This is a genomic window from Ruminiclostridium herbifermentans, from assembly GCF_005473905.2.
Classification (GTDB): domain Bacteria; phylum Bacillota; class Clostridia; order Acetivibrionales; family DSM-1351; genus Ruminiclostridium; species Ruminiclostridium herbifermentans.
This window is the reverse complement of sequence record NZ_CP061336.1, coordinates 4,667,239-4,679,563: the sequence shown is the minus strand read 5'-3', so window position 1 is coordinate 4,679,563 and position 12,325 is coordinate 4,667,239. Positions and strand designations below refer to the sequence as shown.

Here is a 12,325-nt window from a genome sequence, read left to right as displayed (position 1 = left end):
TGAGTCCATGCTTGTATTTAGTAGAAATTTGTACTAAATTCAGCACAGGGGAAATAATAATGGGTGAGGTAAATATAACTAACGGAAGAAAGAAAATAGTTTTTTTTTCTAAAGGTGATGATAACTTTATAATAGACATTATTGAAAAGTTATCAATTCAATATGAAACTTCAAAAGCTATAATTAAAGTATCAACTGACATGAAGATGATAGACAAGTGGATGAAGTGGGCTGATATTTGTTGGTTTGAATGGTGCGATGAACTTTTGATATATGCAAGCAAGTTAGAAATAGCAAAGCAAAAGAAAATTATATGTAGATTACATAGTTATGAAGCTTTTACATATTATCCTGCTCAGGTTAATTGGGAGTGTGTTGATAAGCTAATATTTGTATCAGAAGATATACAAAAATATGTCATAGAACACTTCAAAGTAAATAAAGGAAATACAATTGTGATACCAAATGGTGTTGATATGAGTAAGTGGTCTTATAAGCAGAGAGAACCTGGTTTTAATGTAGCTTATGTAGGATATATAAATTATAAAAAAGGGCCCATGCTTCTATTACACACAATAAAAGCTATTTACGACAAGGATAACCGCTATAAATTTTATATAGCAGGACAATTTCAAGATACAAGATACTTACTATACTTTCAGCAGATGTCTAAGGAATTTGGACTAGAGAATAATTTTTTTATTGAAGGCTGGCAGAAGGATCTTGATAATTGGTTGGAGGATAAGAATTATATACTGTGTACTAGCGTATTGGAATCCCAAAATATGAGTGTAATGCAGGCAATGGCAAAGGGTATAAAGCCTGTAGTTCACAACTTTGTTGGTGCTAAAGGAATTTATCCTGATGAATATTTATGGAATACAATTGATGAGGCTGTTTGCAATATTACAGAAGAGGGGTATAACTCTGATGAATACAGAAGCTTTATTGATATAAATTACTCTCTGGAAAAGCAGATTAATGCTATAGATAAAATGATTAATGAATTGATTATAAAGGATAAAGAGAATATTAGTTTTGATTATATAGAGTATTGGAATAATAGACTGAATTCGAATTTCAATATTGAAGGTGTAGGTAATTTTGGACTTGGAGAAATATACAATAAGTTATTATACAAATGCAGGATAGATATATGGGACGGCATTTTTAACAAGATACTTAATGAATCTAGAGACATAAGAGTATTGGAATTAGGTCCTGGAATAGGAATATTTACCGAGTACTTTTATAGAAAAGGTATTCAAGATTATGAAGCCATAGATATTTCATCAAAATCGTCAATTGAACTACAACACAGATATCCGAAATATCAATTTAAGAATGGAGATATTTGTGAAGATAGTCATTATGAAGGTGAATACGACTTGATATTTTGTGCAGATGTATTGCTTAATATTACAAATGAAAATCAATTTAAAAAAGCTATAAATAATATTTCAAGGCATTTATGTGCTGATGGCATTTGTATATTTTTTGAACCCATCAGTACAATCAATACAAAGAGCCAGTCACCCCAAGTAATAATTCGTGATAAAGAATATATAGAAAAAGTATTTATTGATAACAATCTTGTGTTAGTTGATATGCAGCCAGTGGTATTTTTTATGAACTATCCCTTTGATAGAAATCTACTAGGAAGAAAATCAAATAATGCACTTTATTTGTTTAATTTAATTTGCAGTATATTTAAGGATACCACCATTAGTAATCAAAATAAGCAGATTATTGGCGAATATCTGCTAAATAGGGATAGGCAACTAGTATATAATAATAAATTGGGATTATCTGAAAAGCTTCTTATTGTACAAAAATCAGAAATTAATAAAAATATTAACTTTGACCTAAGAGAGATATTAAATATAAAAAAAATAAATAGCAGACTAAAAGTACTTTCTTCAGCAATTTACAATAATGAAATACAACAACACAACTCCTTAAATAAAGTCATTGAACTTGTGAATTCATTAGAGGATTAAATATGAAGTTTAAATTTTATGCATTCATCGTTTCCTTCGCACATAAAAGCTGTAAGCAGTTTTTTTAGGTAAAGCAATCAAATAATGACAGTTTTCTATTTGGTTTATCTTGATAAATTTGAAAATAAAGTTTGTACGAACATGGTACATTTTCGAGCCACATAAACCACAATTGGTTTTTTATAATGGGTTTGAAATAAGAAGCAGGAGGAAGTTTTATGTTAATGCCATTGGTTACTATTGGGATTATTAATTACAATTGTTTAAAATACTTAGAAAAATGTGTTGATTCATATCTGAACCAGTCTTATCAAAACATAGAAATAATAATTGTGGACGACTGTTCAACAGATGGTTCAGTCGATAAAATAAAGGAATTAGAGCATTGTCACAAAAATATAAGCTGCATTTATCATGAGAAAAACAGCGGTGGACCATCACAGGCTATACAGGAAGTAATAAAACAAGCAAGAGGTAAGTATTTTCAGTGGATTGCTTCTGACGATTATGTGAATGAAGATGCTATCAAAAAATTTGTAGATTATTTGGAAAAAACCAATAAAGATTATGTCTATTGTAAATTTAATATCATTGATGAAAATAATACTGTTCGCTCACGTTGGAATTATTCTCTTCCTACACTCAATGAAATGGTTTATAGAATATTTACAAATTGTTCTGGAGTAATTCCTATGAACGGCTTATATAGACTTGAGTTTTTTAGAAAAAAGGATATTACTTGGAGTGTTTATAGAAATAATGAGTATTCCTGCGATACAATTAATTCACTTAACTTTATTAAAAATGGTATGGATTATGGCATTATAAAAGAAAGCCTGATTTATTATAGACTGCACCAAAATAACTATTCACATAATATTGAGCACAGAATTAAAACATCCTTTATTGTTTATGACTACATCATAAAGAATTTCAATGAAGAGATATATTTTCCCGCTATAGATTGGAAAAATTCAGAAAATAGAGAACAGCTGAAGAACTATATTATTGCTTCATATTTTTATAAAAAGATAACAGATTTTTTAAAATTAGAAACATTACCTAAGCATATAAAATACAGTATTACCAAAGAAAAGTTGGCAGAATGCGTAAGTGCTGCTATAGAGGAAGGAAGAGTATATATTTGCCAGGGATTAACTCAAGGAGATACTTTAAGAAAAGAATTAGTGGAATTAGAAAAAAGCTACAACAATCTTTTATTATGAATTGTGAGGGGACAACAAGAAATGGTGAAACATATTTTTGATATGTGCAATGTAGAAGAAGCTGAAAAATATAACGATATCATTTCTTCTCTGCAAGGCAGAAATGTTGTATTGTATGGTGCTGGTGGTATAGGATTTATAACAAGCAATATTCTAAAGGATAAAGCTTGTAATATTTGCAATTTTATTGACGATGACAAAGCTAAACAGGGTACATATGTAAATGGAATTAAGGTTGTAGCCCTTGAAGACGTATGCGTAGAAGATGCTATTATACTGATATGTTTGCCTAATCCTATGGAAGTTTATAATAGGCTTATAGGTTTAGGATATAAATCTGTTAAATACTATCCTATAATGATGAGTGAAAAGGGTTTTTATGATGTATCCTTGCTTATAGAAAATCAGAATAAAATTGAGAGTGTGTTTAATCTATTAGCAGACGACTTATCAAAATTGGTGCTTAGTAATATTTTAAAACATAGGGCTACTATGGATTTCACATATTTAAATAGCATTGTAAGTCAAAATCAGTATTTTCCTAATGATATTTTCATACTAAATGATAAAGAGTGTTTTGTAGATGGAGGAGCATATAACGGAGAAACAATAGCTGCTTTTATTGATGAGACTAATAATAAATTTAGATATATATATGCTTTTGAACCTGATTTGCTAAATTATAATAAAATAAAAGAAACTACAAAAAACATAGACAGCAATATTCTTAAACTATTTAATGCTGGTCTTTATTCTAAAACTGGAGAGATAGGCTTTAATAGTAATGGTAACAGCGCTTCTTCTATTTGTGAGACAGGCAAGGATATCATTTCACTAATAAAGCTTGATGAAGTTGTTGGTGACAATAAACCAACCTATATAAAGCTGGATATCGAAGGTGCTGAAGAAGAAGCACTATATGGAATGAGAGACACTATTTCAAGATATTGTCCAAAACTAGCTATCTCAATTTATCATAAAGCTGCTGACTTATGGGAGTTGCCTTTATTAATTCTCAAGTTATTTCCTTCTTATAAAATTTATATGAGGCATTATTCAAATGGTTTGCATGAAACTGTTTGCTACGCTATATAGATAAATATACAGAAATATTTATTTTCAAAGAGTTTATTGTGATTATTTGATGCGCTGTAAATCAGCGAGATGGGAGATTGTATGTTTACTGGTAAAACGCTTCTCATCACAGGGGGTACAGGTTCCTTTGGAAATGCCGTTCTTAACAGATTTATTAATACTGACATAAAAGAAATACGAATTTTTAGCAGGGATGAGAAAAAACAAGATGACATGCGCCGTGAACTGAATAATGACAAGGTTAAATTTCACATAGGAGATGTTAGAGATTATAACTCATTATTCAAGACTTTAAAGGGAGTTGACTATGTTTTTCATGCAGCTGCTTTAAAGCAGGTGCCTTCTTGTGAATTCTATCCAATGGAAGCTATTAAAACAAATATATTAGGAACGGATAATCTTTTAAATGCAGCAATTGAAAATAAGGTAAAAAAAGTTGTTGTACTTAGCACTGATAAAGCTGTTTATCCCATTAATGCAATGGGAATGTCAAAAGCTATGCTAGAAAAGGTTATGGTGGCTGCTTCAAGAAATGTAAATGATGATGAAACTATTTTATGTGGAACAAGATATGGCAATGTTATGGCCTCAAGAGGATCTGTTATTCCATTATTTATACAACAAATAGTAGAAGGCACACCTATTACTGTAACTGACCCCAATATGACAAGGTTTATGATGACTTTAGAAAATGCAATTGATTTAGTCCTATATGCTTTTTTAAACGCAAGACAAGGAGATATATTTGTTCAAAAGGCTCCGGCTGCTACAATTTTGGAATTGGCTTCTGCTTTAAAGGATATTTTTAATGCAAAAAATGAAATAAAGATTATAGGCACTAGGCATGGCGAAAAATTATACGAGGCATTATTGACGAGGGAAGAAATGGCGATAGCTGAGGATTTGGGAGACTATTACAGAATTCCTGCTGATAACAGGGAACTGAATTATGAAAAATATATCAGCTGTGGAAAAAGTATCTCTTCTGATTTTAAGGATTATAATTCTCATAGTACAAGAAGGTTAACCTATGAAGAGTTAAAGAAACTGCTCCTTAGTCTAGATTATGTCCAAAAAGAGTTAAAAAGGTTTAAAGGTTAACATAATGTCTGGATATACAAACTCCTAATAATATAAGAAATCTGACTATTATTATATTAAAGACGAGGGGGGATTGAGTCCACGCCTGTGAGCTTATTCGATTAGAATTAAATGTTAGGTATGGACATAAATATGTTGAAAGTAATGACTATATTAGGAACACGGCCTGAACTTATAAAATTAAGCAGAGTTATTGATAAGCTTGATACTTATACAAATCATATACTTGTACATACAGGGCAGAATTTTGACTACGAACTTAATGAAGTATTTTTTAAAGAAATGAGAATAAGAAAGCCACAGTATTATTTAAATTGTGCAGGAAAAACAACAATAGAGACAATTGCTAATGTACTGATTAAAACAGATGACGTGTTAGAAGCAGAGAAACCAGATGCTGTATTAATATATGGAGACACTAATAGCTGCTTGTCTGCTATTGCAGCTAAGCGTAAAAAGATACCAATATTCCATATGGAAGCAGGTAATCGTTGCTTTGACCATAGAGTCCCCGAAGAAATAAACCGCAAAATAGTAGATCATTTAAGTGATATCAATATGCCAATATCAGAACATGCAAGAAGGTATTTGCTTCAAGAAGGCATCAAGGGTGAGACCATAATAAAAATCGGGTCATCAATGAAGGAAGTATTTGAATATTATAAAAATGATATTGATAAATCAGAAATATTAAATAGCATGCAGTTAAAACCTAAAGAATACTTCGTGGTTAGTGCACACAGAGAAGAAAATATTGATTGGGCAGATAATTTTAATAATTTAATTGAAACGCTAAATGCTATTGCAAATAAATTCAAAAAAAGAATTATTGTATCTACTCATCCAAGAACCATGAAAAAAGTAGCTTTGCAGGATAAAGCAATTTTTGCCCCTCAAATTGAATGGTTAAAGCCTTTAGGCTTTTTTGATTATATAAAACTTCAAACTAACGCGTTTTGTGTAATATCAGATAGTGGAACTATTACAGAAGAGGCGTCCCTACTGTCTTTCCCTGCTATTACTATAAGAAATGCACATGAGAGACCTGAAGGCATGGATGAAGGTGTACTAATTCTATCTGGACTAAAAGCAGATAGGGTTATACAGTCTATTGACATTGTAACTGGATATGGAAATAGTGAAATTTCTACTAATAATAATCAGAATAATTTATTATATGAAAAGGCAGGTTCCGAGCAAACTTCTGCACTAAAACATGTTTTCAGTGCAGATTTGGTAGATGATTATAATGTCACTAATGTATCTGATAAGGTAGTAAGAATAATTATGAGCTATAGGGATTATATCATTCAAACTGTGTGGAGGGGGATGGAGTGATAAATGGGCAAGAAAAAGATATTAATCTTAGGTTCAACAGGAATGGCCGGACATGTAATAACTACATATTTTGAAGAAAGTGGAGCCTATGAGGTATTTAATCTTGCACATAAGAAAAAACTGAATGAAAAAACATATGTACTTGATGTAACAGATTTTACTGCATTTGAAGCTTTTTTAAATAAAGAGGATTTTGATATCATAGTAAACTGTATTGGTATATTGAACCAATATGCAGATGCAAATAAGGCCAAAGCCATTTTACTGAATTCATATCTGCCGCATTTTTTGGAAAATAAGTTTAGAAATACGCAAGTCAAAATTATTCACTTAAGCACTGATTGCGTATTTTCGGGTAAGACAGGTTCTTACACAGAGACAGCTTTTAAGGATGGAGATTCATATTATGACCGTACAAAGGCTTTAGGTGAGATAGTTGATGGGCGTAATTTGACCTTTAGAACATCTATTATTGGACCAGACATAAATCATGATGGAATTGGACTTTTTAATTGGTTTATGAAATCAAAAGGAATAATTAATGGTTATGTAAACTCTATTTGGACAGGTGTAACAACTATTGAACTGGCAAAGGCGATAGAAAAGGCTATAGAAAAAGATATTTCAGGGTTATATCATTTAGTATCTAAAAAGAGCATAAATAAATATGAGCTACTTTTGCTAATCAAAAATATTTTTAATAAAAATGATGTTCGTATTGATAAATATCACAATGAACTTATAGACAAGAGCTTAATTAACACTCGTAGTGATTTTGATTATGATGTAATAGATTATAGTAAAATGATATCTGAAATGAAAAAATGGATTTTAGCTCATCCTACTTTTTACACCCATTATTCTAAATAAGGCTTATTAAACGACAGCAAGCAAGATTATTTTTTCCATTAATATATTTGTGTTTTGGTAAGAATGTTTTTAAATCTTGATTATATAATTGGACAAATGAAGAATTCATTAATTATTAAAAAAATGTAAAATTATTAACTTATGAGAAATGAGAAACCCTTTTGTATACATAAAGTGATTCTTGATAAAATAGATTGATTTAGCCTGAAAATTGGTATAAGTAAGTTTAGAAAAATGAAATAACAATAGTAACGAAGGTTTATGTAAACATATAATTGGTATAACTCAATATGTGTTTTGTAAGCCTCTTTTTTATTAAATACATTTACTAGACTAATTATTGTAAATATCAACTGAATGAAGAATATGTATTTATATAATAATGAAATTTATTTATAAATCGACACTAAAATATGTAAAAAAATAAATTAAAGATTTTTAAATTCATTATTAGTAAAATAGTGACAAAAATTAATATTTTGGTATAAAATTATATTGATTAGCATAAACAACTTTGTATATTAGATAAATACAATAATGCATTATGTTAAATAATATGTTAAAATAGGATAATTAAGAAATATATTGCTATATTTGAGGCGTAAATATGCAGTCCTTAATATAAATTTTGGAGGCGCTATGAGACAAGATAACTTCATCTTTCCAAAGAACAAAAAGAAGTATTTCAGAAAATTCAGCAAAATTAAATCTGTTGCTGCATATTTGCCAGAAAAAGTTGTAACAAATGATGACATAATAAATGCTAATAAGTTAACCATGAAAGACAGTGTAATTCGTAAATCTATTGGCACTTATCAACGAAGAGTTGCAGATGATCACGAAGTTGATTCGGATATACTAGCTCGTGCTGCTCAAAGTTGTATGACTAAGGCAAATTTACATGTTGATAAATTATCAAAGATAATTGCAACTAAATTTTTTGGGGACAACCTATTACCAATGACTGCTAGCATGGTACAAAGAAAATTAGGATGTTCATATGCGACTCAATCATTTGATGTAGATGGTGGTGTAACTTCTTTTTTACATGCCATTGACCTTGGAACACGTTATATTAACAGCGGCGATGAATATGTTCTTATTGCTTCAGGAGGAATATGTAATAGATTAATCAGTAAAACCGATCCAAGAGTTGCATTTCTATTTGGGGACGGCGCAGCATCAGTATTACTTGAGTTTTCCGATGAACCTCACTTTCTAGCCAGTTATTTTTATACAAACCATACATATTATGAAATTGCTGCTACACAAAAACTAAAACCCGAGTATACAAAAAAGTACTTTGAAAAGGGTGACTTTTCTCTATTTTATGATTTCTATCATATGGATAACTGGAAAATTGCCGAAGAGTTCTATAAAATTGCAGCTATTACAGTAAGGGATTACCTTCTTGAAGAAAGTAACCTAAAAATGAGTGATATAGATCTTGTACTTGTTACCGAAAACAATAAGCCTATTTGGGAAATTACTTTAGATGCTTTAGGTGTAGAAAAAGATAAGAGCATTTCATTAATACATAAATATGGTAATACAATGTCTGCAATGCTTCCTCTGCTTTTAAATGAAGCATACAGCACAGGACGCATTGAAACAGGCATGAATATTTTGATGCTCTCACATGGTGAGGGATTTAGTGGAGGTGGTATGATCTATAGAGTTTAGCATCAGCTACTGCATATTAATGCATTAGTAGAAGTTTGTTGTGCTTAATATTGAATAGGGGGAAGTAGTTATGACGAAAGATGATATTTACAAAAAAATGAAGGATATTCTAGTAGAATATTTTCGGCTAGATGAAGATGAAGTTACTCCAGACACCCATTTAATAGATGATTTGGGTGCAGATTCTATTGCTATTGTTGAGATGAGTTTTCGTATTTCAGAATGTTTTTCTGTTCCAATTGTTGAAGCAGATGAAGATCTTCTTGTAGTAAAGAATATGGCAGAAGAAATATATAATCAAATTAATAAAAATGGGTAATCTCAATAAATAGTAAAGAGGCTGTAAAATATGAAAACAACTATTAAATATCCACCGATAAGTGATTTGCATGTAACACGGTATTCGAAGATACTATCAACAGGTTCTTACTTACCGGATAATATTGTAACAAATGAGGATATTATCAAACGCTATAACTTAATTGCTACTGATAGAGCAGTAAGATACTCTATAGGTATAAGTGAACGTAGATGGGAAAATAAAAATTTGGATGTTTCTGATTGTGTAGCTCTTGCAGCTAAACAATGTTTAGAGAGAGCTAACATTAGTATAGAACAAGTTGATCGTATTATTTATTCAAAATTATTAGGTGATTACAATGTGCCGGCAACAGCAATAGGAATGCTTAAAAAGCTGAATGCAAAAAATGGCATTCCTGCATTTGATTTGACGGCTGCATGCAGTGGTTTTATCCATGCAATGGATATGGCAATACGTTATATAGATTCAGGAGACGATTATGTCTTAATACTTGGTGGTGGACTGACAAGTTGGGCATTAGCTAATGATTTTAATAAAATTGATACCCGTACTGTATTTTTAATGGGAGATGGAATAGCCGCAATGCTTTTAGGCGTCAGTAAAGAAAAACATTTTCTCAGTTCCTATATTCAGACAGATAATACTCATTACGAAGTAGGATATATGCCCCTTGGTTTGTCTTTGTTAAATTCCAAAGAAAGTTTATCTAGTGATATGTTCGGAATGAAAATTGACAACGGAAGAATACTTAATGAAAATGCCATTGAGTCTGCAGTAGTTACTGTAAATCGATTATTGGAATCCTCGAAATTAACTATTGATGATATAGATTTTGTTGCCACATCTGACCAGACCACTCAGCTTTGGGAAGGACAGCTAAAAGCTCTTAATATACCTCTTGAAAAGAGTGTTAGCCTATTCCATAAACAAGGAAATACAGCTTCAGCTATGAGTGCTCTTAATCTTGATGAACTAATTAATTCAGGCAGGCTGAAAAGGGGAATGACAGTTTTAATGATGGCACACGGAGCAGGTGCTAGTGGGGGAGGAGTAATATTTAAATACTAAAATTACTAAAATAGAGAAAATTAAAATCTAGAGCAAGATCATATATTAAAATTTGTAGAATAGGAAGGAGCGGTTAAGATGAATTGTTGTGATTACCTATTCAATATAAGCAATGAACTTTTAGACAATGAAGTAATAGTGGATTCGGAAAATGGCAGAAGGTACACCTATAGAGAGTTACAGATTGCTGTTAAAAAATTTGCAAAATACTTGATGGATAGAGGGTTTAAAAAGGGATCGACTATCGCAATTCACTTGTACAATGGTTCAGAGACTGTAATTGCATATCTTGCTTGTCAATATTGCGGAATAATTTCCTGTATAGTAGATCCAATGTTTAAGCCTTTTGAATTGCAGTACTATTTAGAGGATTCGAAGTCAGTTTGCTTAATTACTTTTATGAAAAATGATAAGGATATAAAAGAAATAGGCTTAGATATTACCATAATGCATGATACTGATGTGGATATGGTATGTGATGGTATAGATTTTGAACAGATTGAACAGGAGCCTCATGATGTTTCCGAGGATGAAGTTTCAATAATTCTATATACGTCAGGCTCAACATCTAAACCAAAAGGAGTTATGCATAATGTATATAGGTGCAAAGCTCATGTAGCAATTCAACAGGAGATAGGATATACATTTAAAGAAAGCGACAGGCTGGTATGTTTTGTGCCATTTTCACATGCATATGGATGTGTGGACATTTTGTTTGATGCAATGGAATATGGTGCATGTGTTGTCATGATGAGATCCTTTCAACCACAAAAGCTTGCAAGGCTCATTGAGAGTGAAGGGATTACACATCTTTTTGGAGTTCCTACTCATTATGCTCAATTGCTTAGATATGACTCCATAATTCCTCAGCTAAAGAAGCTAAAGGCTGCATTTGTTGCGGCAGCGCCTTTAAATCATACTACAGCTATACAATGGGGAGAGAAGACAGGAATATATCTGAATGAAGGCTATGGATTATCTGAAACATGTACACTTACAATATTCAGAGATAGTTCTATTGCAATAACGCCAGGTAATGTGGGAAAGCCGACAACCAAGGTAGCTACAGTAGAAATTGTAGATGAGAGTGGAAATCCTCTCGGTCAAAACGAGGTTGGAGAGATAAGAGTAAAGGGACCTAATGTAATGTTAGGTTATTGGAATAAACCAGAAGAAACTAGTAAAAAATTAAAGGACGGATGGTTTTATACAGGCGATTTTGCTTATAAGAACAGTAACGATGAGTTTATCTTATGCGGAAGAAATACAGAGTTTATAAATGTCGCTGGTATAAAAGTTTCACCTATTGATGTAGAGTCAGTATTAAATCAACATCCATTTGTATCAGAATCAGCTGTTATTAGTCAGAAAGATGAGATGTATGGAGAGGTTGTAAAAGCCTTTGTTGTACTAAAACCAGAGAAAACACTTACTGAAAGGGAACTCATAAAGTTTGTTTCAAGCAAACTTTCAAGTTTTTCAGTTCCCAAAAGTATTACATATATAGAGCAGTTCCCAAGAAACAATATTGGCAAAATTGATAAAAATGCATTATCCAAGTATTAATCTAAGAATAGAATTAATACCACAAAAATATTGAAATCTTAGATTGTTAAAAAATT

10 protein-coding genes are annotated in these 12,325 nt (G+C 31.2%); all 10 read left to right on the top strand.

What is annotated here, in order from left to right:
- Window positions 1-59: 59 nt before the first annotated feature.
- The 10 genes from EHE19_RS18950 to EHE19_RS18905 all read left to right on the top strand — a co-directional run bounded on the left by EHE19_RS18950 (window position 60) and on the right by EHE19_RS18905 (window position 12,269).
- Window positions 60-2,000: a glycosyltransferase gene (locus EHE19_RS18950; protein ID WP_137698769.1), complete on the top strand. Its 1,941-nt coding sequence runs from the start codon at window positions 60-62 to the stop codon at window positions 1,998-2,000.
- Between the two features lie 218 nt (window positions 2,001-2,218).
- Window positions 2,219-3,226, top strand: a complete 1,008-nt coding sequence (locus EHE19_RS18945; protein ID WP_137698770.1) for a glycosyltransferase family 2 protein — start codon at window positions 2,219-2,221, stop codon at window positions 3,224-3,226.
- A 21-nt stretch (window positions 3,227-3,247) separates the two neighbouring features.
- Entirely contained in the window at window positions 3,248-4,321 is a 1,074-nt protein-coding gene (locus EHE19_RS18940; protein ID WP_137698771.1) for an FkbM family methyltransferase, read from the top strand.
- A gap of 81 nt (window positions 4,322-4,402) precedes the next feature.
- Window positions 4,403-5,422 (top strand): polysaccharide biosynthesis protein, encoded by a 1,020-nt coding sequence (locus EHE19_RS18935; RefSeq protein WP_137698772.1) that lies wholly within the window; start codon window positions 4,403-4,405, stop codon window positions 5,420-5,422.
- A gap of 126 nt (window positions 5,423-5,548) precedes the next feature.
- Window positions 5,549-6,760, top strand: a complete 1,212-nt coding sequence (gene wecB, locus EHE19_RS18930; RefSeq protein WP_190530518.1) for a non-hydrolyzing UDP-N-acetylglucosamine 2-epimerase — start codon at window positions 5,549-5,551, stop codon at window positions 6,758-6,760.
- 3 nt (window positions 6,761-6,763) lie between these two features.
- Window positions 6,764-7,630: a dTDP-4-dehydrorhamnose reductase family protein gene (locus tag EHE19_RS18925; protein WP_137698774.1), complete on the top strand. Its 867-nt coding sequence runs from the start codon at window positions 6,764-6,766 to the stop codon at window positions 7,628-7,630.
- Between the two features lie 639 nt (window positions 7,631-8,269).
- Window positions 8,270-9,313 (top strand): 3-oxoacyl-ACP synthase III family protein, encoded by a 1,044-nt coding sequence (locus tag EHE19_RS18920; protein WP_137698775.1) that lies wholly within the window; start codon window positions 8,270-8,272, stop codon window positions 9,311-9,313.
- 70 nt (window positions 9,314-9,383) lie between these two features.
- Window positions 9,384-9,632 (top strand): acyl carrier protein, encoded by a 249-nt coding sequence (locus EHE19_RS18915; RefSeq protein WP_137698776.1) that lies wholly within the window; start codon window positions 9,384-9,386, stop codon window positions 9,630-9,632.
- 30 nt (window positions 9,633-9,662) lie between these two features.
- Window positions 9,663-10,703 (top strand): 3-oxoacyl-ACP synthase III family protein, encoded by a 1,041-nt coding sequence (locus EHE19_RS18910; protein WP_137698777.1) that lies wholly within the window; start codon window positions 9,663-9,665, stop codon window positions 10,701-10,703.
- A 78-nt stretch (window positions 10,704-10,781) separates the two neighbouring features.
- A complete protein-coding gene (locus tag EHE19_RS18905) occupies window positions 10,782-12,269 on the top strand; it encodes a class I adenylate-forming enzyme family protein (protein WP_137698778.1) in 1,488 nt (495 codons plus the stop codon).
- The last annotated feature ends 56 nt before the right edge of the window (window positions 12,270-12,325 follow it).

What these genes read in the sequence shown, in the direction of transcription:
- EHE19_RS18950 (WP_137698769.1), top strand. Translation starts at nt 60, where the DNA reads ATGGGTGAGGTAAATATAACTAACGGAAGAAAGAAAATAGTTTTTTTT.
- EHE19_RS18945 (WP_137698770.1), top strand. Translation starts at nt 2,219, where the DNA reads ATGTTAATGCCATTGGTTACTATTGGGATTATTAATTACAATTGTTTA.
- EHE19_RS18940 (WP_137698771.1), top strand. Translation starts at nt 3,248, where the DNA reads ATGGTGAAACATATTTTTGATATGTGCAATGTAGAAGAAGCTGAAAAA.
- EHE19_RS18935 (WP_137698772.1), top strand. Translation starts at nt 4,403, where the DNA reads ATGTTTACTGGTAAAACGCTTCTCATCACAGGGGGTACAGGTTCCTTT.
- EHE19_RS18925 (WP_137698774.1), top strand. Translation starts at nt 6,764, where the DNA reads ATGGGCAAGAAAAAGATATTAATCTTAGGTTCAACAGGAATGGCCGGA.
- EHE19_RS18920 (WP_137698775.1), top strand. Translation starts at nt 8,270, where the DNA reads ATGAGACAAGATAACTTCATCTTTCCAAAGAACAAAAAGAAGTATTTC.
- EHE19_RS18915 (WP_137698776.1), top strand. Translation starts at nt 9,384, where the DNA reads ATGACGAAAGATGATATTTACAAAAAAATGAAGGATATTCTAGTAGAA.
- EHE19_RS18910 (WP_137698777.1), top strand. Translation starts at nt 9,663, where the DNA reads ATGAAAACAACTATTAAATATCCACCGATAAGTGATTTGCATGTAACA.
- EHE19_RS18905 (WP_137698778.1), top strand. Translation starts at nt 10,782, where the DNA reads ATGAATTGTTGTGATTACCTATTCAATATAAGCAATGAACTTTTAGAC.